This window comes from Pusillimonas sp. ANT_WB101 (assembly GCF_008369125.1).
Taxonomy (GTDB): Bacteria; Pseudomonadota; Gammaproteobacteria; order Burkholderiales; family Burkholderiaceae_B; genus Allopusillimonas.
In genome coordinates, this window is the sequence record NZ_VOAY01000002.1 from 643,600 (window position 1) to 670,578 (window position 26,979).

General features: G+C 55.5%; 28 protein-coding genes. 13 read left to right on the forward strand and 15 right to left on the reverse strand.

Annotation, left to right across the window (positions count from 1 at the left end; genetic code table 11):
• Positions 1-90 precede the first annotated feature (90 nt).
• From FQ179_RS11915 to cyoA, 7 genes are all read right to left on the reverse strand, one after another.
• The gene (locus FQ179_RS11915; protein WP_149397707.1) at positions 91-666 is read right to left on the reverse strand and encodes a response regulator transcription factor; all 576 of its coding nucleotides are present in this window, start codon (positions 664-666) and stop codon (positions 91-93) included.
• A 40-nt stretch (positions 667-706) separates the two neighbouring features.
• Complete coding sequence (locus tag FQ179_RS11920) at positions 707-2,029, reverse strand: HAMP domain-containing sensor histidine kinase (protein ID WP_149397494.1); 1,323 nt, start codon at positions 2,027-2,029, stop codon at positions 707-709.
• On the reverse strand, positions 2,026-2,778 hold the full coding sequence (locus FQ179_RS11925) for an SURF1 family protein (RefSeq protein ID WP_255474964.1): 753 nt from the start codon (positions 2,776-2,778) through the stop codon (positions 2,026-2,028). The genes FQ179_RS11920 and FQ179_RS11925 overlap by 4 nt, the downstream gene beginning before the upstream one ends.
• Positions 2,779-2,896: 118 nt before the next feature.
• The gene (cyoD, locus tag FQ179_RS11930) at positions 2,897-3,331 is read right to left on the reverse strand and encodes a cytochrome o ubiquinol oxidase subunit IV (protein WP_149397496.1); all 435 of its coding nucleotides are present in this window, start codon (positions 3,329-3,331) and stop codon (positions 2,897-2,899) included.
• On the reverse strand, positions 3,331-3,960 hold the full coding sequence (gene cyoC / locus FQ179_RS11935; protein WP_370459873.1) for a cytochrome o ubiquinol oxidase subunit III: 630 nt from the start codon (positions 3,958-3,960) through the stop codon (positions 3,331-3,333). The genes cyoD and cyoC overlap by 1 nt, the downstream gene beginning before the upstream one ends.
• 70 nt (positions 3,961-4,030) lie before the next feature.
• Entirely contained in the window at positions 4,031-6,022 is a 1,992-nt protein-coding gene (gene cyoB / locus FQ179_RS11940; protein ID WP_149397498.1) for a cytochrome o ubiquinol oxidase subunit I, read from the reverse strand.
• A gap of 113 nt (positions 6,023-6,135) precedes the next feature.
• Positions 6,136-7,221 carry a ubiquinol oxidase subunit II gene (gene cyoA / locus FQ179_RS11945; protein ID WP_149397499.1) on the reverse strand — a complete coding sequence of 362 codons (1,086 nt, stop codon included), beginning with the start codon at positions 7,219-7,221 and terminating at the stop codon, positions 6,136-6,138.
• Between the two features lie 193 nt (positions 7,222-7,414).
• Here cyoA and FQ179_RS11950 point away from each other — a divergent pair, with 193 nt between their 5' ends.
• From FQ179_RS11950 to FQ179_RS11970, 5 genes are all read left to right on the forward strand, one after another.
• The gene (locus FQ179_RS11950) at positions 7,415-8,764 is read left to right on the forward strand and encodes an MFS transporter (RefSeq protein ID WP_149397500.1); all 1,350 of its coding nucleotides are present in this window, start codon (positions 7,415-7,417) and stop codon (positions 8,762-8,764) included.
• A gap of 370 nt (positions 8,765-9,134) precedes the next feature.
• Positions 9,135-9,851 (forward strand): TerC family protein, encoded by a 717-nt coding sequence (locus tag FQ179_RS11955; RefSeq protein WP_149397501.1) that lies wholly within the window; start codon positions 9,135-9,137, stop codon positions 9,849-9,851.
• A 207-nt stretch (positions 9,852-10,058) separates the two neighbouring features.
• Positions 10,059-10,241 carry a CsbD family protein gene (locus tag FQ179_RS11960; RefSeq protein ID WP_149397502.1) on the forward strand — a complete coding sequence of 61 codons (183 nt, stop codon included), beginning with the start codon at positions 10,059-10,061 and terminating at the stop codon, positions 10,239-10,241.
• 441 nt (positions 10,242-10,682) lie between these two features.
• Positions 10,683-11,624, forward strand: coding sequence for a glyoxylate/hydroxypyruvate reductase A (locus FQ179_RS11965; protein WP_149397503.1), 942 nt, complete (start codon positions 10,683-10,685; stop codon positions 11,622-11,624).
• Between the two features lie 137 nt (positions 11,625-11,761).
• Complete coding sequence (locus FQ179_RS11970; protein ID WP_149397708.1) at positions 11,762-13,270, forward strand: phospholipase D family protein; 1,509 nt, start codon at positions 11,762-11,764, stop codon at positions 13,268-13,270.
• A gap of 42 nt (positions 13,271-13,312) precedes the next feature.
• On the opposite strand, the gene FQ179_RS11975 is transcribed toward FQ179_RS11970, so the two are convergent.
• The 3 genes from FQ179_RS11975 to FQ179_RS11985 form a co-directional block, all read right to left on the reverse strand.
• Positions 13,313-14,542, reverse strand: coding sequence for a Tm-1-like ATP-binding domain-containing protein (locus FQ179_RS11975; RefSeq protein WP_149397504.1), 1,230 nt, complete (start codon positions 14,540-14,542; stop codon positions 13,313-13,315).
• Positions 14,539-14,982, reverse strand: a complete 444-nt coding sequence (locus FQ179_RS11980) for an SRPBCC family protein (protein WP_149397505.1) — start codon at positions 14,980-14,982, stop codon at positions 14,539-14,541. The genes FQ179_RS11975 and FQ179_RS11980 overlap by 4 nt, the downstream gene beginning before the upstream one ends.
• Positions 14,983-15,047: 65 nt before the next feature.
• A complete protein-coding gene (locus FQ179_RS11985; RefSeq protein ID WP_149397506.1) occupies positions 15,048-15,878 on the reverse strand; it encodes a phosphoenolpyruvate hydrolase family protein in 831 nt (276 codons plus the stop codon).
• 166 nt (positions 15,879-16,044) lie between these two features.
• On the opposite strand from FQ179_RS11985, the gene FQ179_RS11990 reads away from it, so the two are divergent.
• The gene (locus tag FQ179_RS11990) at positions 16,045-16,887 is read left to right on the forward strand and encodes an AraC family transcriptional regulator (protein ID WP_188074594.1); all 843 of its coding nucleotides are present in this window, start codon (positions 16,045-16,047) and stop codon (positions 16,885-16,887) included.
• A 50-nt stretch (positions 16,888-16,937) separates the two neighbouring features.
• Here FQ179_RS11990 and FQ179_RS11995 read toward each other — a convergent pair whose 3' ends face one another.
• Positions 16,938-18,155: an ABC transporter substrate-binding protein gene (locus FQ179_RS11995; protein WP_149397507.1), complete on the reverse strand. Its 1,218-nt coding sequence runs from the start codon at positions 18,153-18,155 to the stop codon at positions 16,938-16,940.
• A 691-nt stretch (positions 18,156-18,846) separates the two neighbouring features.
• Here FQ179_RS11995 and FQ179_RS22315 point away from each other — a divergent pair.
• A complete protein-coding gene (locus tag FQ179_RS22315; RefSeq protein ID WP_180119750.1) occupies positions 18,847-19,011 on the forward strand; it encodes a hypothetical protein in 165 nt (54 codons plus the stop codon).
• Positions 19,012-19,045: 34 nt separating this feature from the next.
• On the opposite strand, the gene FQ179_RS12000 is transcribed toward FQ179_RS22315, so the two are convergent.
• Entirely contained in the window at positions 19,046-20,077 is a 1,032-nt protein-coding gene (locus tag FQ179_RS12000; RefSeq protein WP_370459865.1) for a DUF4105 domain-containing protein, read from the reverse strand.
• A gap of 176 nt (positions 20,078-20,253) precedes the next feature.
• Between FQ179_RS12000 and FQ179_RS12005 the strand changes: the two genes are divergently transcribed.
• Positions 20,254-20,535: a peptidylprolyl isomerase gene (locus FQ179_RS12005; RefSeq protein WP_149397508.1), complete on the forward strand. Its 282-nt coding sequence runs from the start codon at positions 20,254-20,256 to the stop codon at positions 20,533-20,535.
• A 123-nt stretch (positions 20,536-20,658) separates the two neighbouring features.
• Here FQ179_RS12005 and FQ179_RS12010 read toward each other — a convergent pair whose 3' ends face one another.
• The gene (locus tag FQ179_RS12010) at positions 20,659-21,555 is read right to left on the reverse strand and encodes a LysR family transcriptional regulator ArgP (protein WP_149397509.1); all 897 of its coding nucleotides are present in this window, start codon (positions 21,553-21,555) and stop codon (positions 20,659-20,661) included.
• Positions 21,556-21,676: 121 nt separating this feature from the next.
• Here FQ179_RS12010 and FQ179_RS12015 point away from each other — a divergent pair, with 121 nt between their 5' ends.
• Together FQ179_RS12015 and FQ179_RS12020 are read left to right on the forward strand one after the other, a co-directional pair.
• A complete protein-coding gene (locus tag FQ179_RS12015) occupies positions 21,677-22,309 on the forward strand; it encodes a LysE/ArgO family amino acid transporter (RefSeq protein WP_149397510.1) in 633 nt (210 codons plus the stop codon).
• 60 nt (positions 22,310-22,369) lie between these two features.
• Positions 22,370-22,582, forward strand: coding sequence for a hypothetical protein (locus FQ179_RS12020; RefSeq protein ID WP_149397511.1), 213 nt, complete (start codon positions 22,370-22,372; stop codon positions 22,580-22,582).
• A 284-nt stretch (positions 22,583-22,866) separates the two neighbouring features.
• On the opposite strand, the gene FQ179_RS12025 is transcribed toward FQ179_RS12020, so the two are convergent.
• Entirely contained in the window at positions 22,867-23,229 is a 363-nt protein-coding gene (locus FQ179_RS12025) for a YqjD family protein (RefSeq protein WP_149397512.1), read from the reverse strand.
• 375 nt (positions 23,230-23,604) lie between these two features.
• On the opposite strand from FQ179_RS12025, the gene FQ179_RS12030 reads away from it, so the two are divergent.
• Both FQ179_RS12030 and FQ179_RS12035 read left to right on the forward strand, forming a co-directional pair.
• Positions 23,605-24,327 (forward strand): class I SAM-dependent methyltransferase, encoded by a 723-nt coding sequence (locus FQ179_RS12030; RefSeq protein WP_149397513.1) that lies wholly within the window; start codon positions 23,605-23,607, stop codon positions 24,325-24,327.
• A 128-nt stretch (positions 24,328-24,455) separates the two neighbouring features.
• Positions 24,456-25,040, forward strand: coding sequence for an NUDIX domain-containing protein (locus tag FQ179_RS12035; RefSeq protein ID WP_149397514.1), 585 nt, complete (start codon positions 24,456-24,458; stop codon positions 25,038-25,040).
• 27 nt (positions 25,041-25,067) lie between these two features.
• Here the strand turns inward: FQ179_RS12035 and FQ179_RS12040 are convergent, their stop codons facing one another.
• Positions 25,068-25,778, reverse strand: a complete 711-nt coding sequence (locus FQ179_RS12040) for a glutathione S-transferase (protein WP_149397515.1) — start codon at positions 25,776-25,778, stop codon at positions 25,068-25,070.
• 240 nt (positions 25,779-26,018) lie between these two features.
• On the opposite strand from FQ179_RS12040, the gene FQ179_RS12045 reads away from it, so the two are divergent.
• Positions 26,019-26,969 carry a 3-hydroxyacyl-CoA dehydrogenase NAD-binding domain-containing protein gene (locus tag FQ179_RS12045; RefSeq protein ID WP_149397516.1) on the forward strand — a complete coding sequence of 317 codons (951 nt, stop codon included), beginning with the start codon at positions 26,019-26,021 and terminating at the stop codon, positions 26,967-26,969.
• Positions 26,970-26,979: the final 10 nt, after the last annotated feature.

Consider the following 26,979-nt stretch of genomic DNA (forward strand, 5'->3'; position numbering starts at 1 on the left):
TCTACGCTAAGCCCAAGCCATGGCCAGCCCTACCTTTGGTCATCTGCCCTCGTCTGAACCGTTCTTTTCGGCAGCCGTTTAACCCGCACCTTACACCCGCCGCTTCTCCAGCTTGCGTGCCAGGGTTCGGCGGTGCATGCCCAAACGGCGAGCCGTCTCTGAAATATTGAAGTCAGTGGCCACCAGCATCTCGTGGATGCGTTCCCATTCTAGTGTTTTGATCGAAGCCTGACGCGCTGCCAGTTCGACATCGGTGTTGCCTTCCGTCATGCCAAAAGCACGCTCGATATCGTCGGTATTGGACGGCTTGGCCAAATAGTGGCAGGCACCGAGCTTGACCGCCTCGACTGCGGTGGCAATACTGGCAAACCCGGTTAACACCACAATAAGCGTCTTTGGGCTATTGGCATGCAGAGTCTTGACGCATGCCAGCCCCGACGCTTCGCCGTTAAGCTTAAGATCGACCACTGCAAAATCAGGGGTTTGCTGTAACAGCAAATCCTGCATAGCCTCAAAGCTGTCAGCGCTGATCACGCGATAGCCACGACGCTCGAACGAACGCACCAAAGTGCGCGACAGCGCCGCATCGTCTTCAACCACCAGCAACAACCGACCGCCCTTCTCGCCCGAGCGACCACTGGGCTCAGCCTTTACCGAGTGGCCCATAGAGGCTGCAGGCGGCTCAGGCGACCGCCCTGAACCCAAACTATTCGTCATCAGAGGCCTCCTCGGGGGTTAGGGCCGACAGCGGCAACCTGATGGTTACACACGCACCCCGACCAGGCAGATTGGCAGCAACCAGACTCCCGCTGAGCTTGCGCGCCACATTTAACGAAAGAAAAAGGCCCAAACCACCGCCTGGCCTGCCCTTGATAGATTGATAAGGCTTGCCGATCTCTGGCAGTATCAATGGCGCAAAACCTGGCCCCTGATCACTTACCGTGATGACCAGCGAGTTACCTTCGTGAGTTACCACCAGCCGCTGCCCGGCAGGCGATGCCTCGTATGCGTTATCAAGCACGTTGAAAACCATTTGTTTAAGCGCGTGATCAGAAATAATACGTACGTTTTCGCCGAACTGGTTTTCATACTGAAGCAGCCCCGAAGGGTGCGATGCGCGCCACTGCCTTACGAGATTATCCATAAAGTCATTAACCGTGGTTTCGGTGGGCTCTTCACCACGCATTTCACCGGCAGACATAAGAATACCGCTAACGATGGCCTTGCAGCGCCGCACCTGAACCTGCATTTCATGCAAGTCTTGCGCCAGCTCTGGATCGCGACCAAGCTGCTCGCCATGAGACCAGTCGCCCAAAATAATATCCAATGTTGCCAGCGGCGAGCCCAGCTCATGCGCTGCGCCAGAGGCCAACAAGCCCATGTGCACAATGTGCTCTTCGGCGGCCGTGCGCTGGCGCATATCGGCAAGTCGGGCGTCGCGCAGCCGCAGGTTTTGTGTAATACGGGTAATAAAAATAACCAGCAGCAGCGCGCACAGCGCAAAACAAACCAGCATTCCCAAAATGAACGGGCTGGAAAGCCCGCGGCCCAGCTCCAACGGCAAGGCAAACTGATGGCTGGTGAGAGACAGCCCTATAAAAGCCACAGTGGTCAGTGCAAAAATGGCCCAAGTAGCGGCAGGCCTTAACAAAATGGCAGCCAACGCAACCTGCAACAGAAATAGAAAAATGAAGGGGTTGGTTGGGCCACCGCTAAGGTAAAGCTGAGCCGTCAGCGCCCCCACATCGAGAAACAGCGCCAGAAAAAGCTCTGCCTGTCTGACTGGCGTTCGCAAATACAGTCGCCCCAGGCTGAACACATTGAACATGGCCAGCATGACCACTACAACAATCATGTGTTCAAGCGGCAGCGGCAGGCGAAAACCAACCTGCGCCACAAAAATGGCCATAACCTGCCCAAGTACGGCAATCCAGCGCAGCTGAACCAGCTGCCTTAGGTTGTCGCGGCCGGAAGCATCATTGCTGGTGGTATCCACGCCCTCGCGGCCTCTGGACCAAGCCACCGTCATGAGGGCTCCTCGAGCTGATCTGGGCGTGCGCGCTTAGGCCGCAGGCCTGTACGCTCGATGCGCGCCACATAGCCTGCACCCACAAGCACCATGAGCGCCAGCACAAACCAGGTAATGGCGTAAGTGAGATGGGTGTCGCGAAACGACACCACCGTGAGCCCGGCCACAGGCCATATTTTCGGCAACGCGTGCATCTCTCCCACAGGGGCAGCACCGGGCGCGGCTTGTTCATCGACAAAATAAGGTGCCATCGGAGCAAGATGATGCCGGGTCGCGATTGCCTGCACATCACGTGAATACCAGCGCCCTGCCTGCGGGTCATTGTGACGCAAAAACCCGCCAGACGGCTCAGTTAAACGCAAAAGGCCAGTAATGCTGACCTCTCCCTGCGGTGGCGGCGCCCCACGTTTGGCCGGGTCGCGGCGGTCGGGCGAGACAAACCCCCGGTTTATCAATACCAGGCTGCCATCCGCCTGACGCAGAGGTGTCAGCACCCAATACCCGGGGCCAAGGTCAGTGGTGGCCTGTACAAAAGTTTCGTATTGATTAAGCAATACCCCCTGCAGACGCACACGTAGATATTCGTGTTTTTGTGCTGTGATATCTGCCCACTGCGCGGGGGCAGGCACGGCCACCGGCGGAGCATGAATGCGATAGTTGACACGCGCAATGAGGTTTTGCTTCCAGTACATGCGCTGTACCTGCCATACCCCCAGGGCGAAAAATGTAGAAAAGACAAAAATCGCCATAACAGCCCACAGCACAAGCACCCAGGTCTTATGCGCCGGGGTGCTTGTGCTGTGGGCTGTATTAGTTAACGGAGTACGTACAGAATGTGGCATTAACCAGGAGAACCTGACGGGTTCTCTACGACATGCCGTGCATGTTGTGCGAGCCCGGCATCATGTTGGTGTTCATATGGTACATCACCCACATTGAGCCTGCGAGAATGATCACCACAAAAATAACGCTAAAAATCAGTGCCAGCAGTGTCCACCCGCCCTCGGAACGTGTGTTCATGTGCAGAAAATAAATCATGTGTACGACAATCTGTACCGCCCCCAAGCCCAAAATAACCAGAGCCGTCGTGGTGGCAGACTGAATGACACCCTGCATGACCAGCCAGAACGGGATGGCGGTAAGAATAACCGCCAGAACAAACCCCGTCATGTAACCGCGAAACGTACTCGGTGCATGCCCGTCGTCGTGATGATCATGTTCATCGTGGCCATGATGGCCGCCATTATGCGCCGACACGGCATCGTGGGCATTAACAAGCTCAGCAGACCGGATTGTGCTCATTACAGCACCCCCATGAGATAAACAAAGGTAAATACGCCGATCCAGACGACATCAAGAAAGTGCCAGAACATGGACAAGCACATGACGCGGCGACGATTCTCGGGGATGAGACCATGGCGCTTAATTTGAAACACCAGTGTGATCAGCCAGATAATGCCGAAGGTGACGTGCAGGCCGTGCGTACCCACCAGCGTAAAGAAGGCCGACAAAAAGGCGCTGCGCTGCGGCCCCGCCCCAAGATGAATGAGGTGGTGGAATTCGTACAGTTCGAGCCCCAGAAATGCAAGGCCAAATAAGCCTGTTATCAGTAACCACCCTATGGTGCCCCGTACGTGGTTCTGCTGCATTTTAAGCACGGCAAAGCCATAGGTAATGGAAGACAGCAACAGCATGGCTGTATTGACGGCCACCAGTGACAGATCAAACAGATCTGCCCCCGACGGACCACCTGCATAGCTTCGCCCCTGCACCGCGTACACGGCGAACAACGCGGCAAAGACCAGGCAGTCGCTCATGAGGTAGATCCAGAACCCCAGCAGCGTCCCGTTCTGGGGGTGATGTGCTTCTTTGACCAGGAACTCGGGTGCGTCTATGGCACTGGCGGAACTACCTGCAGTCGGGTGCGACACATGAATGGGCCCGGAGCCCGACTGGCGGGCGCCTGCTCCAGCCAGACCGGGTTGATGTAGCGATTGAGTATCAGACATGATGGGCAAGCTGCAAAGTACGCGCATCCTCTACGCGGGCCACCTCATCGGCGGGGATGTGGAAGTCACGCTTGTAGTTGAACGTGTGATAAATGGAATAAGCCACTACTGCCGCGAACGAAACAATGGTCAGCGGCCACATGTGCCAGATGAGCGCAAAGCCGCATACCGTGCACAGGGCCGCAATAATAAAACCGGCACCCGTGTTTTTGGGCATATGCACGGCTATAAAGCCGGTTTCTGGCCGCTTGAAGCCCATTTGCTTCATGTGCCACCAGGCATCAAGGCTGTGTACCCTAGGGGTAAAGGCAAAGTTGTAGTCAGGTGGGGGCGACGACGTAGACCACTCAAGCGTGCGGGCGTTCCAGGGATCACCCGTATGATCGCGTAGCGAATCACGGCGCAGGTAGCTGACCACCAGCTGGACCAGAAAGCACGCAATGCCCAGGGCGATAAGCACGGCACCAAAGGCGGCAACCTGGAACCAGATCTGCAATGAGACATCCTCAAAATGGCTGACCCGGCGCGTAATGCCCATGAGGCCCAGCACATAAAGCGGCATGAAGGCAACGTAAAAGCCCACAACCCAGAACCAGAACGACCATTTGCCCCAATAGGTGTCAAGATGATAGCCAAAGGCCTTGGGATACCAGTAGTTGATCGCAGCAAACAGGCCGAACACGACGCCGCCTATGATCACGTTGTGAAAATGCGCAATCAGAAAGAGACTATTGTGCAGCACAAAATCAGCGGGCGGCACGGCCAGCAACACACCCGTCATGCCCCCGATAACAAAAGTAATCATGAAGGCCATCGTCCACATCATGGGAAGCTCAAACCGTATGCGGCCCCGATACATGGTGAACAACCAGTTGAATATCTTGGCCCCTGTGGGGATGGAGATAATCATGGTGGTTATGCCAAAGAACGAATTGACGCTTGCGCCCGACCCCATCGTAAAGAAGTGATGCAGCCACACCAGGTAGGAGAGCACGGTGATGACGACCGTGGCATACACCATGGAGGCATAGCCAAACAACCGCTTGCGGCAGAACGTAGGCACAATCTCTGAAAACACGCCGAACAGCGGCAGAATAAGAATGTAAACCTCTGGGTGACCCCAGATCCAGATCAGGTTTACATACATCATGGGGTTGCCGCCCAGATCATTGGTAAAGAACTGGGTACCCACGTAACGATCCATGCCCAGCAGCGCCAGGGTCGCCGTAAGCACTGGAAACGAAATAATAATGAGCACGTTGGTGCACAGTGCCGTCCAGGTAAACACCGGCATCTTCATCATGGTCATGCCTGGAGCGCGCATTTTTACGATGGTGACGACCAGGTTGATGCCAGACAGCAAGGTACCGACCCCCGCTATCTGCAAGGCCCAGATGTAGTAGTCCATGCCAACGTCAGGGCTGAACTCGAGCCCAGAAAGCGGTGGGTAGGCCAGCCAGCCGGTTTTGGCAAACTCGCCAACGAACAGCGACATCATGACCAGAACGGCACCGCTGGTGGTCATCCAGAAACTGAAGTTATTGAGAAACGGAAACGCCACGTCGCGCGCGCCGATCTGCAGCGGCACAAGATAGTTCATGAGGCCTGTAACCATGGGCATGGCCACGAAGAAGATCATGATGACGCCGTGCGCCGTAAAAATTTGATCGTAATGATGTGGCGGCAAATAACCCGTGGCGTCACCAAACGCAATGGCTTGCTGAATGCGCATCATGAGCGCGTCGGCAAAGCCACGCAACAGCATGACAACGCCCAAAATCATGTACATAATGCCGATTTTCTTGTGATCGATACTGGTGATCCAGTCGTTCCACAAATACCCCCACAGCCGATAGCGTGAGATCAGGTAGGCCACGGCGAGGCCACCTAGCACCACGGCCGCAAAGGTGGCGACAAGTATGGGTTCGTGCAGCGGGATTGCATCCCAGCCAAGCCGACCGAAAACCAGTTTTTGCAGGTCCATTGTTTTTTTACAAGAGGTATTGCCACAGGGCAATGGGTTAGCAAAATGCAGTAGCGCGGACGGCGGGAGGTACACCCCCGCCCGCGCACCGTTGCGTCAGGCGCGCGCCGGCCTTAACGCGGAACGAAAAGAGACATGCCCGTAGCCGATGCGGCCCGGGCCAGTGCGGCAGCCTCACCGAATGAGCACAGCTCGCCGATGTAGTCGCCAGACAGGGAAAGCCGACCGGAAGCACCCGGCCCGCCCGCAACAGGCAGACCCGGCTTGCGCAAGCCGTCGAGGCCACCCCCGCCATGCGCGTCTATATGCATGATGTCGCGCATGCAAACCGTGCCGGGCTGCACGCAGCGATTGAGTATGGCGTCGTACAGGCCCGGATCAACGCTGGCGTAGCGGCGCACAGGTTCTTTCTGACTGGGCTGCTCAAGCTTCAGATAGCTGCTGCGGTCAAGCGTGCTGCCTGACTGGCGGTTTTGAGCGACCCACTGATCGAACGCGGCATCGTCAAGGCCGTGGAACTTGAAGTTCATGCCCGAAAAACCCGCGCCACTGTAGTTGGACGAAATACCCTGGTACACACCCGCCCGGTTGATGACGGCATGCAGTTTGGTTTCCATGCCCGCCATGGCGTAAATTTGCCCGGCCAGCGCGGGGATGAAGAACGAATTCATGACCGAGGAGGCGGTAATTTTGAACTGTATGGGCCGGTCAACCGGCGCGGCCATTTCGTTGACCGTGGCAATGCCGTACTCGGGGTAAATAAACAGCCATTTCCAGTCTAGCGCCACCACCTCAACCGTAAGCGGCTGCATGTCGTGCGGCACCGGACGGTTTGCGTCGATTCGGTCGAGAGGGCGGTACGGGTCGAGCAAGTGCGTACTGACCCAGGTAACGCTACCCAGGGCGATGATGATCATGAGCGGTACAGACCAGATCACCAGCTCAAGCTTGGTGGAATGATGCCACTCTGGGTCGTAGCGGGCCGCAGTATTGGATGAGCGGTAGCGCCAGGCGAACACAACCGTGGCAATGATGACTGGCACGATCACAATAAGCATGAGGCCGGTTGCCACATAGATGAGGTTGCGCTGCTGCACGGCGATATCGCCTGACGGATCGAGCAGTACTGTGTTGCAGCCTGTCAACAGAAATGCAACAACAAATACAAAAACACGTTTTAAAACATTGATACGAATCATGGCCCTGACGCTGGAAATGCTGTAGTCGCACGAAAGGGCGTACTATAAATTCGAACAGCGTCAATGGGAATTGGACATTTTGTCCTACCCTGCAGCGCAGCAACGATATCGGGTTTTGTCCAATAGCGCCGCATTTCCTGTAGTGAGATGCTTCAAACTTCATATTAATGCCGCACAAGAAGGACCGACCACTATGACTGACCAAGTCCTGCATTCCCCTCTTCCGGGCGCGCGTGCCCGGCGTGACGAACGTGCACGCGTTTCGCGTGAGCAAGCAGGCCATGAAGCCGTTACCCCCGGAGATATCGCCGTGGGCGTCATCATAGGCCGTACCTCAGAGTTTTTTGACTTTTTCACCTACGGCATTGCCTCGGTGCTGGTGTTTCCGCAGGTGTTTTTTCCCTTTGCCGATGCGGTAACCGGCACCATGTACGCCTTCGCGGTCTTTGCACTGGCATTTGTGCTGCGGCCCTTTGGCACAACGCTCTTCATGCACATACAAAAGCGCTGGGGACGAGGCATTAAGCTAACGATTGCCCTGTTTTTGCTAGGTACCGCCACAGCTGGCATTGCCTTCCTGCCTTCTTACGCATCCTCTGGTGGCCTGGCCATCGCTCTGCTGGCCGTCTTCCGCAGTTTGCAAGGCGTCGCCTACGGCGGTTCCTGGGACGGTCTGCCCTCGCTGTTGGCGCTAAACGCACCATCCAGCAAACGCGGATGGTATTCCATGCTGGGGCAACTGGCTGCGCCTCTGGGCTTCTTGGTGGCCGGCGCGTTGTTTCTGTATTTGTATACGCGACTGTCCACCGCTGATTTTCTCAGCTGGGGCTGGCGCTTTCCCTTTTATGTCGCCTTCGCCGTCAATGTTGTAGGCCTTTTTGCCCGCCTGCGCCTGGTACTTGCCAGTGAATACACTCGCCTGCTCGAAGAGCGTGAACTCAAGCCTATCGGTACGCTAGAAATGCTGCAGACTCAGGGCTATAACCTTTTCATCGGCGCTTTCGCTTCGCTGGCCAGTTATGCGCTTTTCCATCTGGTCACCATTTTCCCGCTCAGCTGGATTGTTCTGAACAATAGCCAGGGCGTGGCCGACGTACTGACCGTCCAGTTAGTGGGAGCAGCGGTGGGCATTGCCGCCATGTTTGCCTCGGGCTTTATTGCCGACCGTCTGGGCCGACGCATCACTCTGGCGCTCAGTGCCGTACTGATCGGTATTTTCGCCATTGCATCGCCTTGGCTATTGTCGGGTGGCGCGGTCGCGCAAGACGCCTTTATTTTGGTAGGTTTTGCCCTGCTTGGGCTTTCTTATGGTCAGGCTTCGGGTACGGCAACTGCCAACTTTATGCCGCGGTGTCGCTACACGGGCGCCGCACTCACCACCGACCTGGCCTGGCTAATTGGTGCTGCCTTCGCCCCACTGGTTGCATTGGGCCTGTCTCTTGAGTTCGGGCTAGGGGCCATAAGCCTTTATTTGCTATCAGGGTCAGTCTGCACACTGATCGCCTTATACATCAACCGTCGCGTCCATAGTCGGCGCGTATAGCCACGCGTGCCGCTTTGCGGCACGCCGAAACTTCTTGACTTCGCCGGTCAGGTGCATATACTTACGTCCATCAAGGGGAGTAGCTTACCTTTCCGCGGCGTCGTCAATACGGCCGTTTGCAAACTAAACGCAAACTCCCGGTGCCCGGGCAACACCACGGTGTTGCAAGCAAGACCTTGCCAACAAGGGCAAGGTACGTACTCCGTTTGTGATATGGCCTGTGTCCTTTGGGATCAGGCCATTTTTGCGTTTGCCCGGGCTATTCAGCGTTTTCTGTATACCCATTTACACAAACGCCATTCAAGCGGGCTTACCGGCCGGCCAGATCCACTTCCATAAATAAGCTTTATTTTTACTTTTAGGGTGGCTAATGCTTGAACTATTACAAACTCTAAGTTGGAGTGCCGTCTTTCAGATCATACTGATAGACATCCTGCTGGGCGGCGACAATGCGGTCGTTATTGCCCTGGCTTGTCGCAACTTGCCACAAAAACAACGTATGCAAGGCATTTTGTGGGGTACTGCGGGTGCCATTGGCCTGCGCGTCGTGCTTATCGCCTTTGCACTCACCCTGCTCAGCATCCCCTACCTCAAGGTCGTGGGCGCAGTGTTGCTGTTTTGGGTCGGCGTCAAGCTGCTTATTCCAGAAGACGATGAGCACGGCAATATCAAAGGCGGTGCGTCTATCATGTCGGCGATCAAAACCATTATCATCGCCGACTTCGTCATGAGCCTGGACAATGTCATCGCGATTGCAGGTGCAGCACAAGCCGCTCACGCCGACCACCAGATCGCACTGGTCGCTTTTGGCCTAATCATCAGTGTGCCGATTATCGTGTGGGGCAGCACGCTTGTGCTCAAGCTTATTGACCGCTTCCCGCTCGTTGTCACCTTCGGTGCGGCACTATTGGGCTGGATCGCCGGCGGCATGTTAATTACCGATATCGCCATTGTCGAACGCTTTGGCGAGCCTACCAGTACAGTCAAAATTGCCGCCGAGGTTACGGGCGCACTTGTCATCGTCTTGTTAGGCCGCTGGCTGGCATCACGCAAGCGCGCATCCATGGCTACAGCTGCCAGCAACTAAGCAATCGGGCAGCAACCACCGCCCTGCCGCAAGGCGGGGCGGTCTGATTAAAGCGTGGGTAAAACGCAGCCTCGTCATTAAGCGTTTGGGCCAATTACCGTCCGACTCGCGGTGCTGGGCACAGAAAATGCTATAGGGTCTTCACATGGCCAAATCAACGGCTCCACCCTGGGGTCGTCATGCCATGCTTTAACAGGAAGCCTCATCATGAATAAAGACCAAATCAAGGGCGCGGGCAAAGAAGTTAAAGGCGCCGTCAAAGAAACCGTCGGCAAGGTAACCGGCGATCACAGCACTGAGCTTAAGGGCAAGGTCGAAAAAAACGTCGGCACCGCGCAGCGTAAAGTTGGCGATGCAAAAGAAGCGATTCATGACGCACACAAAAAATAGTCAGCCCCGATCTTTGCATCAGTCGGCATCACAATAGCCCCTCAGCCTGTTCGCAACACCAAACAGGCTGGCTGTAAGCCGATTATGCTGTCAGCGCGTGCACCAGCTCCAGCAAGCTGGCCATGCGCTGATTTTTATTGTGTAGCCCATTAACCCATGCGCGGCATTCAAGCCCATCCCTTCTCGCTGGGCACAGGCCTCAAGTAAGAATCGTCTGATGCGGACGATGCCCTTATTTTTATTGCACAGCGCATTAACGTATGCTCGGCACTCAAGCTCAGGCTTCCTTGCAGCGCCCGGGCCAAAAACAAGAACCAGCCGACGTTGTATCAGGGGGCCTGCACGTCGCCGCGATGGCGGCCGGTTTGCCAGTTAATCGGATACCATAGCAGGCAATCAAAAAAGAACGCAAAGCAGGTCAACACAGGCAGGGTCATCGTAGTGAACATCATTTTTTACAGCCCAACTCGGGCCCGATCCCAGCAATGGGAACACCACCTGAAAGCACAAGGGCTGCAATTTAATGCACAGCACTGGGATACCGAAACGACGCCGTCCGGCGATGGCGAGGCAGACTATGCGATCGTCTGGCAACCACCTGAGCAGCTGTTTCAACACCATACCCGTGTCAAAGCGGTATTTAACGTGGGTGCGGGCGCAGATGCCATCCTGAAACTGCGCTCATTGCCTGATCATGTAAGCATTGTGCGGCTCGACGACGAAGAGATCGGCAACAAAATGGCGGAGTACGTGCTGTACATGGTGGCTCGCATCACCCGGAGCATGGACTGCTACACCATGGCAAAAGCTAACAATGACTGGGCACCGGCACCTTATGCGCACTTTTCAGACTGGCCCATAGGCCTGATGGGCCTGGGCAAGATCGGACAGCAGATCGCGGGTATGCTCAGCAGCCTGGGCTATCCGACCAACGGATGGGCACGCTCGCCTCGCGACCTCAACGGCATCAATTGTTACCATGGCGCTGATCAGTTTGTCGATTTCCTAGAGGCTTCTCGCATTGTTATTAACGTGCTGCCGCTTACTGACGAAACGACCGGCATCCTGAACACGCAAACTTTCAGCCATATGCCTAGAGGCAGCTACATCATTAATATTGGTCGCGGGGAGCATCTTGATGAAACCGCATTACTGCCGGCTCTCGATCAGGGCCAGCTTGCAGGCGCCGTGCTTGATGTGTTCCGTCAAGAGCCACTGCCTGAAAGCCATCCGTTCTGGAGTGACGCACGCATACACATTACCCCACACATTTCGGGGGCTACCAATCTTGCGCTGGCCATGAAGCAGATTGCCGCAAAGATCGCGGCGCTACACGTGGGCCAGACCATTTCCGGCATCGTAAACCGACGTACTGGGTATTGATGCAAGCAAATTTCAAACGTTTAATGAATGTGGGTTACTCAACAACATTTATGCAGCTTTGCACTGACATTCGTTCAATATTACACAACGGTGCAAGCCACATTCACAACCTGAAAAAGCCGTTGGCCTTTTTTGTGATGATGGCCTCGCTGGGTGGATGCTCGCTGCCGGTGCTCGATCACGGCGTGAACACGACCGCGCTGCCCAAAGCCCTTGCCGAAGAAACCCGGCTGGGGCGTGCAATTGCCCCTCAGGTGGCGTCCCATCCGGGCACCAGCGGCATTTTTTCGTTGCCACAGGCCCTTGACGCGTTTGCAGCACGTATGCTGCTGTCGGCTACAGCAGACCAGACACTCGACGTCCAGTATTACATCTGGCGCAAAGACACTACCGGCATTCTGCTTCTTGAAGCCCTGCACGCCGCAGCAGATCGAGGCGTACGGGTGCGGCTGCTGCTGGATGACAACGGCATAAGCGGGCTGGATGACGACCTGGCCGCGCTTGCCACACACCCAAATATCGAAGTGCGCCTGTTCAACCCGTTTGTGTTCAGACGCTTCAAGCCGCTGGGGTATTTAACCGACTTTAAGCGTCTTAATCGGCGCATGCACAACAAATCAATCACCGCCGACAATCAGGTCACCATCATAGGTGGCCGCAATGTGGGCGACGAGTATTTTGGTGCCAGTAACGGGGTGCTGTTTTCCGATCTTGACGTGATGGCCATTGGCCCCGTCGTCACCGATGTTTCCACCGACTTTGACCGCTACTGGGCTAGTGAATCTGCCTACCCCATAGAGCAGCTTGTGTCAGCGGTCAGCGCCTCAAGGCTTGACGACCTGGCCGCTAACGCGTCGAAGGCAGAAAAATCGCCCGCTGCAGAAAGCTATATCAAGGCACTGCGAGAGCTGCCAATTATTCAGCAGCTGCTGGACCGCTCACTACCATTAGAATGGGCGCCCACGCGTATGGTCAGCGATGACCCTGCAAAGGCGTTAGGCAAGGCGCCGCCCGAAGGCCTGCTCACCCATCAGCTCGCGGCCATTCTGGGCTCCCCCCAACACAATCTAGAACTCATATCCCCTTATTTTGTGCCCACGGCAACAGGCGTGGATGCCTTCCGTGCGCTTGCCGATAAGGGCGTGAACATTCGCATTCTCACAAACTCGCTGAGCGCAACCGATGTGGCTGTTGTGCATGCTGGGTATGCAAAATGGCGCAAAGACTTACTGAAAGCCGGCATAACACTGTATGAGATGCGCAGCGTGCCCATGCAGCCACGAGCAGGAAAAGGTGTGGGGCGTTTTGGCAGCTCGGGCTCCAGCCTGCACGCCAAGACCTTTGCTGTAGATGATGCGCGTGCTTTTGTCGGATCATTTAACTTTGACCCACGCTCGGCCAACCTGAACACCGAGCTCGGCTTTATTATTGACAGCCCGACCCTGGCCGGGCGAATTGATGCAGCCTTTACCGAACAGGTTCCGCAGCACGCCTATGAAGTACGGCTTGCAGAAAACGGAAAACTGGTCTGGCTGGAGCGCAACCACAACGAGATCGTGCGTTATGAAACCGAACCTGAATCCAGCTTTTGGCGCCGCGCCAGCGTGTGGTTTTTTTCATTGCTGCCTATCGACTGGATGCTGTAGCTCAAGACGGGTGGGCGCTAGCTACCCGTCTGGGTAATAAACCTAGAGAAACACTGACCGCATAGCCTGCACATGGTTGATGACGTTCGCCGCGAATTCGGGGTCATTAATATGCGCCTGCACGCGCTCCAGCGTATGGGTTTCTGTCTCCACAAAGTGCTGCCCGATGGCATCGAATAACGCCTGATTCGCCAAGGGATCATGAAATGGCTGACCTGGTGCATCCAGGGCAGACAGGCCATGCATAGGCATTAACAGGCGCACAATACCCGGAGACTGGTTGAGTTTTTGAGCGATCTCCCGCCCCGCCCGCTCCAGTTCTTCAGCGGTGCTGCGCATTAGTGTGAACTGGGCATTGTGAACATGAAAAAGTCGATGATCAAATTTTTGGGGTACTGTTGCGCGCGGCCCGAAATTGATCATGTCGAGCGCCCCCAGCGAACCTATCCACGGAAGCCCAAGCACCGACGCGGCTTCCAGCCGCTGCGGCCCTGCGTCACACACACCACCGGCAAGGTGCTGACCTACTTCCGTGGTGGTGAGGTCAATAATGGCACGCAGCAGGCCGGCCCGGGCCAAGGCCTCCAGCGTACGCCCGCCGGCACCATTGGCATGGAACACCTGGCAATCGAAACTATCCTGCAGGCCTGCAGCAACCATCTGGACGCAGGGGGTGGTAACGCCAAACATGGTCAAAGCGAGAGCCGGTAGATCATCATGCTGATCAGGCAAAAACGTATACGACACCATGCCAACCATGGCGTGCGCAGCATTAGCCAAAATGTGACGCGACAGGCGGTTAAGCCCGGCCAGATCTGTGACCGGGTACAACATCATCACGTCATAAATATCGACGTAAGGCGAAACATTGCCCGAGGCAACGGTGGACACCAGCAGTTTCGGCATGCCGAAAGGCAGGCTGTGCATGGCAGGGGCAATAAGAGAGGCACCACCTGAGCCTCCTATGCCTATCATGCCGCCAATAGCGCCGCTGGCCTGTTTTGCGTTGACCAAATGCGTTAAAGCGGTACTCATGGCGGCAACAGCCCGACCTCGGTCGCCATGCGCCATGACGGCCGACACACCTTTCGGATGCCAGCCCGCCACCTCAGACGCCGATACATCCGCTTCATGAGCATGACTGCGCGTGCTGACATCGACGGTCGTGACCGGCAAGCCGGCGTCGCGAATTAGGCCTGCCAGGTAGAAAAGCTCGTCGGCTTTTGTATCGAAGGTGCCGACAACCCATACGTGGCTGTCACGCCTCTTCATGTTTTAGATCCAAAACGGTCTTGCACACACTGGAAGAAAATTCCGAACGTGTCGGCTACGCGCTTGACCGCCTCTTCTTCCTGCTCAGCGGGCACATCAAACTCGGCCCACCATTGCCCGAAGCACTGTCCACTTTCGGTGACAGGAAAAAGCTGCATCTGCGCAACGTAGTTGGTCCAGGGCGCATCGATATGAATAATTTCATAGGTGCACCGAAAGTCGCGGTCTGATAGTTCAAGCAGGCGCTCTCGCAACATACCGCCGTCTTCCCGCACCCTGAAATTGCGAACACAGCCGACACGATCGGCGGGCCACTCATCTTCGATATATGACTTCTCGAAAAACGGATGGTAGTTTCCAAGATCACCAAAATCGCGCAGCATGCCCCAGGCCTGTTCCAGGCTTGCATCCATTACTGCACTGACATATACGCGAGCCATACTGTCTCCTCCTGCCCCTTGCTATGAGAGGCTTATAACGTGTTATCAATGTGGCCTTAAAGCCCTTATCTGGTAATGTCTTTGTACCGCCTGACATGTTTCTCTATGGCAATCTCTGTTGGCAGACGCTCCATGCTGCTGGCACCGTAAAAGCCATTGCAGTGCTTGCTGTGGCGAAGCACATACTCGACATCTTCGGGCATGGAAATCGGCCCGCCGTGCGCGATGACGATCACGTCTTTGCGCACGCGCCTGGCCGCCTCGCCCCATTCGTCAATCAACCTGACTGACTCTTCCAGCGACTTCGACGTGTTTGCGCCGATTGACCCACCCACGGTGACACCCATATGCGGCACGATAAAATCCGCACCTGCGCGTGTCATCTCTACCGCTTCTTCTGCACTGAACACATAAGGCGTTGTTAACAGGTCCAGCTCGTGCGCCTGCCGTATCATGTCCACTTCGGTGGCATAGTTGATGCCGGTTTCTTCCAAGCTTTGGCGGAACGTGCCATCAATAATGCCCACAGTCGGAAAATTCTGCACTCCCGAAAAGCCCATGTCTTTCAGCTTCTTCAGGAAAACCGGCATGATTATGAAGGGGTCAGTGCCATTAACGCCCGCAAGCACTGGCGTTCGTTTGCAAACGGGCAGCACTTCGCCCGCCATTTCAACAACGATCTCGTTGGCATTGCCATAAGCCAGCAACCCAGCCGAAGACGCACGTCCGGCCATCCGGTAGCGGCCAGAGTTATAGATAACGATCAGGTCAATACCCGCCGCCTCTTCACATTTTGCAGAGATGCCAGTGCCTGCTCCCCCACCGATAATGGGCTCGCCTCGCGAAACCATATCCTGAAATTTTTGCATTAATGTCTGGCGGTCATGCCCTGCCATAGCGTGCTCCTGAGAAACTACCTTGGTTAAATAATCGGTCGCGTCGCAACAACGTTGCGCCGTCGACATCTTTACGTACATGGCCCGGCATACAGGCCGCCGGGCTTGCCCACACCTCTATAATCTGCAAACAGACTGGCGCGTGACTACAGGTGGCTTTCTTTTTATGATCAATACTCCCAACCTGCAAACCGAAACACACATCTATGGTGACGACACGCGTCTTACCACGGTGCGTGCCGAGCATTGCGAAGCCCTGGCCTCGCGCCATATCGCCCATGTAGCCGTCATCGATGCTGCTGCGCCCTACACCATTGTGCGCACCCGCCTTAGCGGCTCGTTTCTGCAAGTATGTCTGGGAGGTGAAGGCAGAACCTTGCTTGACGGGCGTTGGCACAGGCAGAGCGCAGGTATTGCCAGCTTTGCGCCCGCCCATGCACTGCATGCCTTCCATTGCTTGCCTGACGTTCGATGGCAGCTTTGCTGGGTGCGCTTCATGCCGTCTTCGCCACGATCGCTGGCCGGCGCCATGACGCCGGGGCTCACCCACTTTGATGGCCAACCACTCCAGCATGCCATTCTGGGTCTGGCGCAAGAGATGAGCATCAGTGCCGATCCCGGCTCTTGCGCCGCCTGGGTTGACCTTATTGAACGCTATGTCGCACGCATGGTCGACCCCTGGCAACGCGAACCGCGACTGAATCAGATGTGGACCGCAGTACTGGCTGACCTGGGCCGCGACTGGAAGCTCGACGACCTGGCTGGCCTTGCCAATATGAGCCCTGAACATCTTCGTCGCCTGTGCTGGAAAAACTTCGGCCGCAGCCCGGGCAAGCAGCTGACTACCATGCGTATTGCTCAGGCTGCCCATCAGCTTGTCACGACATCCAAAAAAATTGAAGTCGTCGCCCGCAACGTCGGATACATAAACCCCTTTACGTTTTCCAATACGTTCAAGCGTCTGACGGGCTTTCGGCCTTCTGAGTACCGCAGCAAACCCAGAGGCTAAGCCCGGCGTCCACCGATGCGGCACGACGCCAGATGCAATCAGGCTTGATCTCACTTTTTGACCAGATAGCATTTGCTGTCAGATAGCGGCGCAAAGGCCTGGGCGGCGGGTATGGTTTTTATCAGCTTGAAGTAATCCCATGGCTTGGCCGACTCTTCTGGCGACTTCACTTCCCACAGATACATATCATGTACCATGCGTCCGTCTTCGCGGATGGCTCCGTTGGTGGCGAAGAAGTCATTAACAGGCATCTCGCGCATTTTTGCCGATACGGCATCTGGATCATCGGTACCGGCTGCCTCGACGGCTTTCAGGTAGTGCATGGTCGATGAATAATCACCCGCGTGAGCCATATTGGGCATGCTTTGCATGCGCTCGTAGTAGCGCTTGGCAAAATCACGCGAACCATCATTCATGTCCCAATACCAGGCATTAGTCAGCTGCAGTCCCTGAGCAACGTCCAACCCCAATGCATGCACATCGTTAATCCACAACAACAACGCGGCCAGCTTCTGATTCGGCGTCAGCCCAAACTCACGGGCAGCCTTGATCGCATTGACTGTGTCGTGCCCCGTAGAAGCCAGCCCAATGATTTTTGCGCCTGAAGTTTGTGCCTGCAACGCAAAGGATGAGAAGTCTGTGGTGCCGAGCGGATGCCTTGCCGCGCCGACCACACGTCCGTTAGCTGCCCGAACCACCTCACTGACCTGCTGCTCAAGACCTATGCCAAATGCGAAGTCAACCGTCAGGAAAAACCAGGTATCGCCCCCCGGCTGCTCAGCAATCGTGCGGCCTGTGCCATGAGCCAGCGAATAGGCATCGTAAGTGTAATGAACGGTATAGGGCGAGCACATCTCGTTGGTCAGGCCGACATTGGACGGGTTATTCACAATAATGTGCCGCTTCTTGTCTTTGGCGATGCCCGCGACCGCCAGTGCAACACCTGAGTTGGCCAGGTCGGTGATCATGTCGACATCTCCCGTGTCGAACCACTCGCGCGCCTTGGCCGCCCCGATATCGGGCTTATTGAGATGGTCTGCGTAAACCACATCGATAGGTTTACCGAACATGGTACCGCCGTAATCTTCCACCGCCATCTTTACGGCCTCAATGGCCCCCTTGCCGGAAACGTCAGCGTATACACCTGAGATGTCAGTAAGCACGCCAATGCGCAGCACGTCTCCAGACAGGGTTTGGGCGGACGCTGTCGTTGCACCGGCGGCGAACGCAAGGGAAGCCATCGTACGGCTCCAGAATTTGGTTTGCATGGGTATGTCTCCTAGTTATTGTGTATGGCAAATTCGGATCAAAATCACAAAAAGCGCCATACATCCATGCTAAGCAGACGAAAGATACCCGTCCATGCCTGCAGAACACCACAACCTATCAGAAATACACATTTACCGGCAATGCCTTAGGCCTGACGGCGGCAGCGTGAAGCGGACCTTAGCTGAACACCCAATGTCGCAAACAGAAAGCCATATGGACGGCCAGACTGAGCGGAAGGGGAAAAGCGGAGAACCCGTTTGATGGCTTAATTGCTTGATTGCTTGACTAAGAAAGGTCTGAATAAGTCGGTTTTCAGCCTCGCCCGCTGTCGTAAACAATTGATTTAATTGAAGCTGTTTTTTTTCGACCTCGAGCTTGTTCAGAGGATCTCTAACTGACTGACTAACTGATGCCCGATCAGCGCGACGGACACGAACATCTCTAAGGATAGCTATCGTTAATGCTAATTGACGGAAATAGGGTCTGGCCCCATTATGGAAAAAGTATCACAGCGCTGTAGCACCACTGACATATACGGCTGTCATCATACGGCGCTGGCTTCAACTAACGAGGCTTTGCACAAGTCGTCGTTCACAACTGTTAATCGCCTGTTCTTTGCTGTAGTCGCCACTTCAACTGGCGCGACCGTAAAAAAACATGGCTGTCTAACGCCGCACTATGAGGTTCAAGATGCTGCAGAATAAGCCTACCGAAGCCCCTTACCGCAACTGGAAGGTCAAACAGTATGTGGTGCCACTGTCTATGCGTATCGTTAACGAACGTGCCCAGCGCGACCAACCACCCATGCGATCGCTGCACAACGGCACTGACAAAGACGTAAAAGAAGAGCAGTAATACGCGCTAGCACGCTAAAAACGGGCCAGTTAAGTTAAGCAGGCGAAACACCAGGAACACCGCGCCGTATTAACGCAGAAAATGCATCGTCGTCTCCAGCCGCCACCGCGCGGCTGTGAATACGGCCCGCCTCACGCAGGCTTGCAAACGAATGGCCGCCAATCAGGCCGCCATGATCATAGGCATAATTTGCAAAATAGCCTGACAGCAGCAGCCGGTAATCAAAAGGCAGGCCCGGATCAACGTGACGAGCTACGTCGTAAACAATCGTGGTGCAGTTGCTGGTTAGCGAGTTGTAAAATTTGGGTTTGTTCAACAGCGCCTGAGCATCAGTCAGGTACACCATAAACAGTGTCTTGAGCTGCTCTGGGCTTAGGCTGAGACGGTAAACATATACATCTTCGCCGCGAATATTGCTGCGAACACGGATAATATCGCGCTCGTCTGCCGCGATAATAACCTTTTCAAATTGCCGAAAAAACCCGCCTACTGCCGAAAAGCTTTCTTGTTGTTCTTTGCGAATTTCAAGCGAAAACACCACGCGCTGGCCATCGTCAAAACCAAAAGAAACCAACGTATGGGCAATCTTCGGCCCCATCCAGTACGACAGAAACAGATCGGCATTTGCCAGCGTATCAAGGTCATAGTGACGCGTTTCCCAACGTGGGGTGTAGTCAGTTTCGCTACGCCAGTCAAAGTTACGCACATTACGCAACTCCACCATATTGCCCTTTACATCTGATTCAAGCATTCTTGCCACATCATCGGCCCAGAAACGCTGATGCGACGGGGCCAAGGTGCTCCACCAGGCCAGCAACGCACCCGCTATCGCGGCATAGGCCAGCCAAGACAGGCGTGCCGAGTGTACACGTGCGGCGCGAGTAGGACGGGATCTGTAAATAATATAAACGCCCAGCGCACACCATGCAGAAATGACGACCCATCGAACCGGCAAAGGCCCCGGCAGTTGATACCACATTGCCATGGCTCCCCAGACGGTATATGCCGCAACAAGGACGCACACGAGAATGCGCATGACGCGCTGAGCGAGAGTGGTGTGATACATAGGCTTTAAAAGTACGTTATTCTGTGAGGAATCCCGGCCTTATGGTCGGGATTTTTATGCCACTGATTAGCGGAGCATTCGGCTCCAGAAGATTGCTGCCTTGCTCGCCCCGTCTTGAAGGTCGGGGCTGACACTCAGGCGTGTGGTAAAAATTATTTAATTAAGGAGTAGTGTTTATGGCTCAAGCCTCAGCCCGTCACGTTCTGGTCGACAACGAAGCCAAGTGCAACGAACTCAAAACGGCTATTGAAAATGGCGCCGACTTTGGCCAGGTCGCCAAAGAAAACTCAAGCTGCCCGTCCAGCCGCGACGGTGGCAATCTTGGTACATTTGGTCGCGGCCAAATGGTACCTGAGTTCGACGCAGTGGTCTTTAGCGCCCCCGTTGGTGTTGTACAAGGCCCAGTAAAAACCCAGTTTGGCTACCATCTGCTCGAAGTTACTGAGCGCCAAGATTAATGTTACAGGTCGGGGGCTGCTTTGGTAGCCGCTGACCGAACATGGCCGTGACGGTCGGCGCATGAGTGCGCCCAACCGTCGGCTGCCATACTGCACATGTAGCACCCCGCTAAGCATTGTATTTTAACGCTTGTGGATCAGGCTTTTTGAAGCCTCAAGCACAGACTGATTCAAAACATTCATGGCTTGCGAGTTTATGCGCCAGTGTTGCCAGTAAAGTGGCACGTCTTCCCAGGCTCTTGCGCGCAGCGGCACCAGAAGGCCGTCGTTCAGTTCTTGCTCAACCATAGGTAATGGGTTCATGGTCCAACCCAGCCCATCAAGTGTGGCCCGCACAAACGCCCTTGACGAGGGTAACCACCATACAGGTGGTCTCCAGGGTTGTTCTCCCATAACTTTTAGCGCAAAACGCGCCTGCATGGCATCTTTGCGATTGAACACCAGCACTGGTGCCTCAGCCAGCGTGCGCGCACTGACGCCCTTAGCAAAATACTTGTCATGAAACGCCGGCGAGCAGGTTGCCACATAGCGCATGCTGCCCAATCGATGAACATGGCACCCCTGCACAGGCTCGCCCAGCGTGGTCACCGCACCCAACACGGTGCCATTGCGAAGTAAGGCGGCGGTATGGTCCTGATCTTCTGACTGCAGATCGAGCGTTGCATTAGTACGTGCTGAAAACAGCGCCGCCGCCTGCATAAACCATGTTTCGAGGCTGTCATGATTGACGGCGATCGCGATGCTGGCCTGCGGGATGTCTTCATCAAAACCCAGTCGGCTCAGCGCGTCATGCTCTAGCAGTGCAGCTTGCTCGGCCAGATGCACCAGTATCTGGCCGTCAGGCGTTGCAGCCGTAGGCACAGTACGCTGCACCAACAGCCTTCCCATACGCCCCTCAAGCAATTTGATGCGCTGTGAAACAGCCGAGGGCGTTACGTTGAGCACTGCAGCAGCCCGCTCGAAGCTGCCTTCACGCACGACGGCCGCTAATGCACGCAGGTTTCCGTGATCCAGGTTCATATCATTAGCTTTTCTTAAGTTGGTTAACTTGGTTTAGCTGTATTTTATATCAAGACCAAGGCAGAATAGCTGGGGCTAATAGCGAAGGGCTATGGCGCTTTTTTTGGTTTGCAGAGTCATTATGTTTTCGCTTGTATCTTATCCCCCTCTTTTTTCAGCTTGGGCCAGCGGCGTCGCCACCGGCATGGGCCTGTTCGCCGTCGTGGGTGCGCAAAGCGCCTTCATACTGCGGCAGGGCTTAATGCGCGCCCATCTCATCAGCGTTATTCTGATTTGCGCTTTAATAGACTCCGTCTTTATCTTTGCCAGTGTTTGGGGTTTGCAAGCTGTCACCGCCTGGCTGCCAGGCCTAAGCGAGTTCATGCTCTGGTTTGGCGTAAGCTTTCTGCTCTGGTACGCGTTTCAGTCTGCACGGCGCGCCGTCACACATACCAGCGGGCTGGTCGCCGCTCGGCAAGCCGTGCCATCGCGACGAGGTGCCCTTCTGGGCGCTGTGGGGTTTAGCCTGCTCAACCCACATTTCTGGCTCGATATGATGGTGGTCGGGTCGTTGGCCGATCGCTTCGAAGAGGCCCGCATCGGTTTCGCCATCGGGGCGCTTACGGCCAGCATTGTGTGGCTGGCCATTTTGGGCGCAGGCTCCCGCTTGTTTGCGCCGTTGTTCTCCAACCCCCGGGCATGGCGCATACTTGATGGCATTATTGCCGTTATCATGACCGGCCTCGCGCTAGGGTTGGCCTATAAAGGCGTTTAATTGCCGCGTGCTGCATCGCCAACGGCCAAAGCACTGCACTTTGTTACGAAAGGAATACACATGAGCACCTGGTACATCTTGCCCAATGGCAATATTAAAAACGCAGACGGCCTGGAGCTTCAGCCTGAAAGAGACTGGTTTCCCACAGACACCAGCATGGCAGACTTTTCAGACCGGCAACGGGCTTTGGGAAAATCTGAAATCCAAATTATCAAGCGGATGATGGACATGGCGATCGAGGCCGAAACCTGGGCACAGCGTAACCTGGCCTGACGCGCAACCAACCGCGCTGCAACGCCTTCCCATGAACAATGGTTTGAAGGCCCTTCAATACACCCCTGCCTGAGATAGGGGAAATACCGCTCGGCACGTTGCCTGCTGAAACGTCAGCAAAAGTAAAAACGTGCTGCTGGCAAGCGTTATACGGCCGTACCCGACAAGCCACACTTTGCCCGCACAGGGCACTAGCGGCAGGCCGAACGTGTAATCAAAAACATACTAGCGTCGGCCGCCGCAATACATTGCGCTCGGTGCCCATGCTGCACCGTGTCACCCACTTACAGCCGTCTATCGTCACCACCAGACATGAACTTGGCCCAGATCATGCCGGCCAACGCGGCCATCCCCACTGCCTTCCAGGGGTGCTGGCGTATGCAGCGCTCGCCCGACTTTACGGTATTGCAAAGGCGCTCTTCAATGGTGCCGCGATAATCGTCCAGTTGCCTGCCAGCCAGGTCTAGCTGCACGCGTAGCTTGTCGCGTGCTGCCTGAACCTCTGCACCACTGTAGCTTGCCGTTGTTTTGAGTAAGTCTTCGGCGCTCTCAACGAGGTTATCAAAGCTGGCCTTTACTTGCGCACTATCGACTTTATCGTGATCATCAAAGTCGTTACTGTCTTCAGACTGCGTTTTGTCGTTCATGTAAATACTCCGAAAATCGCCGATTTTCAGACCGGCTGTTAAACAAGCGTAGCCAACCAGCCACGCCGCCTGTATTTGTTGCCCATCAATCTGTAGTTTGCTCCCAAACTGCATCATAAAATGCGTCAGGATTGCCTCAGCTGAGGTTTAATGCAGTTACAGGCAATTTCCATGCCCAGATGCGGCTTCATACAAGCATACTCGCAGGCGTATCATTTAAGTTGTCTGCAGTCATTTTGGGCTGGCATTTTCTTACGTTAGCATGGGTAACACACATGCCCGTGCCATCTACTTCGTAGTACGCTTTTATTTTGAGCCGTTTACCTTCCTAAGCTTGCAGGTAGGCAAACAGCTAAGCCCTTAAGGAGATCGCGCATGCCGCTCAAAGCCTCGACCGGAGAATCATTCAGCCTTCGGTTTAGCCCTGTGCTTTCGCGCCCGCTAGAACTTGCCAGCCGTTTCCTGAACTTTACGCTCACACACGCCGCAAACCTGCCTTGGGTGGCAGAACGCGTTAGTTTCCTTCAGGCGTGGCGCGCCAACCCTCGAAGCATAGGGGCGATCTGGCCATCCAGTGCACGGCTGGCTACAGCCATTACCCGCGAAGCCGACCCACTTGATGGGCCCTGTCTTGAACTCGGCGCTGGCACAGGCTCTTTTACCCGAGCGCTCGTGGCTCAGGGCTTTCTGCCCCAAAACCTGGTGCTTATAGAAACCTGTGAACGCTTTGCGCACCAGCTACGCGATGAATTCCCGGGTGCGCAGGTGCATGAAATAAGCGCCACAAAACTGGCACAACTTCGCCTGTTTCCGGACGAGCGCGCCGGTGTTGCCATCTGCGGGTTGCCGTTGCTAAATATGTCGGCACGGCATCAGGTTGATATTCTGCAGGGCGTGTTTTCACACCTACGGCCGGGCGGTTTCATGCTGCTCTTTACCTACGGGCCTAATTGCCCCGTACCCAGGCGCTTGCTTGATCGCCTGGGTTTGCGGGCGCGACGCACCGAAACCGTTATTGCCAATCTGCCTCCGGCGCATATCTGGAAAATATCCCGACGCTTCTCGCGGCGGCCCGATCCATATGCAGAAGGCATCTGATTCAGCAAAAAATCTTGAGCTAACTGCTCTGGCAAGCGTTCAAGTCAGGCGCTTGCGCACTGCCCCTGAACCAACACGCGGCACCCTGGCTCCGGGCCAGGCGCCGCTTCTTATCACCTTGTGCGCTTATGAAAACACCCCAGGTTACTGACGTTCACCTTGCTGAAACCCTTGTTGAAAGCCAAACACTTTTTGAAGGTGGCTTTCTCAAGGCACGCCGCGACACAGTGCGGTTGCCCGATGGCCAGGTGTCTAGCCGAGAATATATTGTGCACCCTGGGGCCGTGGTTATTATCCCGTTACTGGACGACGGCCACGTGTTGCTTGAACGTCAGTTTCGCTACCCTGTCGGGCAAGTGATGACTGAGTTTCCGGCGGGCAAACTCGACCCCGGCGAAGACCCCCTGGCATGCGCCCAGCGCGAACTGCTCGAAGAAACCGGCTATACAGCCAGACAATGGGCGTGCGCGGGTAAGCTGCATCTTGCCATTGCCTACTCCACCGAAATCATCCACATTTTCTTCGCACGCGACCTCGTGGCCGGCCAGCAACAACTGGACAAAGATGAGTTTCTTGAAGTTCACAGCATGCCTATTAGTGAGCTGCTTGAGGCCTGCCGAAACGGTGCCGTGACCGACGCCAAAACCCTGTCCTGCATGCTTTGGTTGCAAAACGCCCACTCAGCCGCCTGGCAGCTCAACTGGCAGAGCTGACGCAGCGGCATTGGGCGTTGGGCGACTCTATGCGGCATCAAGTTCAGGATAGTGGCGGAACAAGCCATCGCCAAACGGCAACCGACGATCACTGGACAAATACCCCTGAAGCTCTGGCAAGGCTGCTACCCGCTCATGCAGCGCCATAACGCGCTGATAGTGTTGTGCCAGGTGCGACATCCGCTGAGGAAAGGCGAACTGCAAGCCATCAAGCACCTGGAATAACGACAGATCGGCATACGACCACTTGTGGCCTTCAACCAGCCAGCCCTCGTGCTGTGTGAGCACAGCTTCAAAATAGCCCAGAAACTTGGGCAGGCGATTTTCGCGGAAATCAGGTGCCCGACGCAATGCTTCATCGCGCTGCTCTTCGTAGTACATGCCCGAGGCAATAGGGTGATGCGTATCATGGGCTTCGACCACCAAGTCGGCGATGGTTAGCTGTAGTTGATGCACCCAAATGCGCGCTTTGGTACCTTCGGGCGCCAGTCCATGCCGCTCACCGAGAAAAAGCAAAATGGCGGGCGTCTGCGAAACAACCATATCGTCTGCCACTAGATAAGGCGGAGCAAAGGGTGGGTATTTGCGATTTTTTCTTAAGTCGTTCAGCAATAGAGAAGTCTCGCCCCCCTTTTCGCGAGCACAGTCCCGGTACTCAATGCCACCGGCTTCCAGTGCCAGCCGGACAAACTCACCGCGCCCCGGAATGCCATTCCAGTACCATAATTCGTACGTCATGATTGCTCCTGTGCTTGAACAAAGATTGGAATGTTTATCGTACTGCACGGCCCCATTTCGTAACAGTCGCCATTCGTAACGCCAGCCTGACCAGACGTGCATGCTTGCCTGCGCTACCCCCCGAGGCCTATGATTTCGGTAGTTTGAGTCGCCGTCATGGGGTCATGCTGGCGCCGTTCACCTTATTCCATACATGACGGGCCGGTTGCGGCCCACCTGTTCACTTCAAGGAAAGCAACAATGAGTCAGCAACAACCCACGATTCAACGTGTGGCCATCATCGGCGCAGGCGTTATCGGTGCAAGCTGGGCTGCCTATTTTCTGGCACGAGGCATGCATGTTTCCGCCTCCGACCCAGCACCCGATGCCGAAGCTGAACTGCGTCGCCTGGTGCAGTCGTTCTGGCCAGCCCTGCAACAGCAAGGCCTGGCTCCTGGTGCCTCGCTTGAAAACCTGCGTTTTGCCAGCAGTATTGCAGACGCCGTTGCGGACGCTGACTTTATCCAGGAAAACGGCCCGGAGCGCCTCGACATCAAACACGACATCGTGGCACAGATCGAAGCCGCCACACGCGACCACGTCATTATTGCGTCCAGCTCTTCGGGCCTGCTCATGTCTGACATGCAGCAGGGCGCCAAACACCCTGAGCGCATCGTGCTGGGCCACCCCTTTAACCCACCGCACCTTATACCGTTGGTCGAAGTCGTGGCTGGCAAGCAAACCTCAGCAGAAACCGTCGCACGCACCATGGCGTTTTATACCGCCATAGGAAAAAAACCCATACATATACGCGCGGAGGTCAAAGGGCACGTCGCCAATCGGCTGCAGGCAGCGCTATGGAAGGAGGCCTGCTATCTGGTTGACCAGGGCGTCGTGTCAGTTGCCGACCTTGACGTGGCGATTTCTCATGGCCCGGGCTTACGCTGGGCCTTGCTGGGGCCTTTTCTCAACCTGCATTTTTCTGGCGGTGTGGGCGGCATTGGGCATACGCTCGAACACCTGGGCCCCCCCATCGAAGACTGGTGGGCAGATCTGGGGCATGTGCCGCTGAACGAAGCCACCAGAAAAAAAATAGAACAAGGGGTCAAGGAAGAGCTGTCGTCTTACGACGATGCCGACCTGAAGGCCAAGCGTGATCAGCTACTGATTACGCTGCTCGAAGCCAAAAAGGCGGTTGGTAAACTGCCCTGAGTGCAAGCAG

What these genes read in the sequence shown, in the direction of transcription:
- FQ179_RS11980 (WP_149397505.1), bottom strand. Translation starts at nt 14,982, where the DNA reads ATGGCTCGCGTATATGTCAGTGCAGTAATGGATGCAAGCCTGGAACAG.
- cyoD (WP_149397496.1), bottom strand. Translation starts at nt 3,331, where the DNA reads ATGAGCACAATCCGGTCTGCTGAGCTTGTTAATGCCCACGATGCCGTG.
- FQ179_RS12020 (WP_149397511.1), top strand. Translation starts at nt 22,370, where the DNA reads ATGAGCACCTGGTACATCTTGCCCAATGGCAATATTAAAAACGCAGAC.
- FQ179_RS11960 (WP_149397502.1), top strand. Translation starts at nt 10,059, where the DNA reads ATGAATAAAGACCAAATCAAGGGCGCGGGCAAAGAAGTTAAAGGCGCC.
- FQ179_RS12000 (WP_370459865.1), bottom strand. Translation starts at nt 20,077, where the DNA reads ATGTATCACACCACTCTCGCTCAGCGCGTCATGCGCATTCTCGTGTGC.
- FQ179_RS11985 (WP_149397506.1), bottom strand. Translation starts at nt 15,878, where the DNA reads ATGGCAGGGCATGACCGCCAGACATTAATGCAAAAATTTCAGGATATG.
- FQ179_RS11970 (WP_149397708.1), top strand. Translation starts at nt 11,762, where the DNA reads ATGATGGCCTCGCTGGGTGGATGCTCGCTGCCGGTGCTCGATCACGGC.
- FQ179_RS11920 (WP_149397494.1), bottom strand. Translation starts at nt 2,029, where the DNA reads ATGACGGTGGCTTGGTCCAGAGGCCGCGAGGGCGTGGATACCACCAGC.
- FQ179_RS12040 (WP_149397515.1), bottom strand. Translation starts at nt 25,778, where the DNA reads ATGACGTACGAATTATGGTACTGGAATGGCATTCCGGGGCGCGGTGAG.
- FQ179_RS11955 (WP_149397501.1), top strand. Translation starts at nt 9,135, where the DNA reads ATGCTTGAACTATTACAAACTCTAAGTTGGAGTGCCGTCTTTCAGATC.
- FQ179_RS12005 (WP_149397508.1), top strand. Translation starts at nt 20,254, where the DNA reads ATGGCTCAAGCCTCAGCCCGTCACGTTCTGGTCGACAACGAAGCCAAG.
- FQ179_RS12010 (WP_149397509.1), bottom strand. Translation starts at nt 21,555, where the DNA reads ATGAACCTGGATCACGGAAACCTGCGTGCATTAGCGGCCGTCGTGCGT.
- FQ179_RS12030 (WP_149397513.1), top strand. Translation starts at nt 23,605, where the DNA reads ATGCCGCTCAAAGCCTCGACCGGAGAATCATTCAGCCTTCGGTTTAGC.
- FQ179_RS11950 (WP_149397500.1), top strand. Translation starts at nt 7,415, where the DNA reads ATGACTGACCAAGTCCTGCATTCCCCTCTTCCGGGCGCGCGTGCCCGG.
- FQ179_RS12015 (WP_149397510.1), top strand. Translation starts at nt 21,677, where the DNA reads ATGTTTTCGCTTGTATCTTATCCCCCTCTTTTTTCAGCTTGGGCCAGC.
- FQ179_RS11990 (WP_188074594.1), top strand. Translation starts at nt 16,045, where the DNA reads ATGATCAATACTCCCAACCTGCAAACCGAAACACACATCTATGGTGAC.
- FQ179_RS11915 (WP_149397707.1), bottom strand. Translation starts at nt 666, where the DNA reads ATGGGCCACTCGGTAAAGGCTGAGCCCAGTGGTCGCTCGGGCGAGAAG.
- FQ179_RS12025 (WP_149397512.1), bottom strand. Translation starts at nt 23,229, where the DNA reads ATGAACGACAAAACGCAGTCTGAAGACAGTAACGACTTTGATGATCAC.
- FQ179_RS12035 (WP_149397514.1), top strand. Translation starts at nt 24,456, where the DNA reads ATGAAAACACCCCAGGTTACTGACGTTCACCTTGCTGAAACCCTTGTT.
- FQ179_RS12045 (WP_149397516.1), top strand. Translation starts at nt 26,019, where the DNA reads ATGAGTCAGCAACAACCCACGATTCAACGTGTGGCCATCATCGGCGCA.
- cyoA (WP_149397499.1), bottom strand. Translation starts at nt 7,221, where the DNA reads ATGATTCGTATCAATGTTTTAAAACGTGTTTTTGTATTTGTTGTTGCA.
- FQ179_RS11975 (WP_149397504.1), bottom strand. Translation starts at nt 14,542, where the DNA reads ATGAAGAGGCGTGACAGCCACGTATGGGTTGTCGGCACCTTCGATACA.
- cyoB (WP_149397498.1), bottom strand. Translation starts at nt 6,022, where the DNA reads ATGGACCTGCAAAAACTGGTTTTCGGTCGGCTTGGCTGGGATGCAATC.
- FQ179_RS22315 (WP_180119750.1), top strand. Translation starts at nt 18,847, where the DNA reads ATGCTGCAGAATAAGCCTACCGAAGCCCCTTACCGCAACTGGAAGGTC.
- FQ179_RS11995 (WP_149397507.1), bottom strand. Translation starts at nt 18,155, where the DNA reads ATGCAAACCAAATTCTGGAGCCGTACGATGGCTTCCCTTGCGTTCGCC.
- FQ179_RS11925 (WP_255474964.1), bottom strand. Translation starts at nt 2,778, where the DNA reads ATGGCGATTTTTGTCTTTTCTACATTTTTCGCCCTGGGGGTATGGCAG.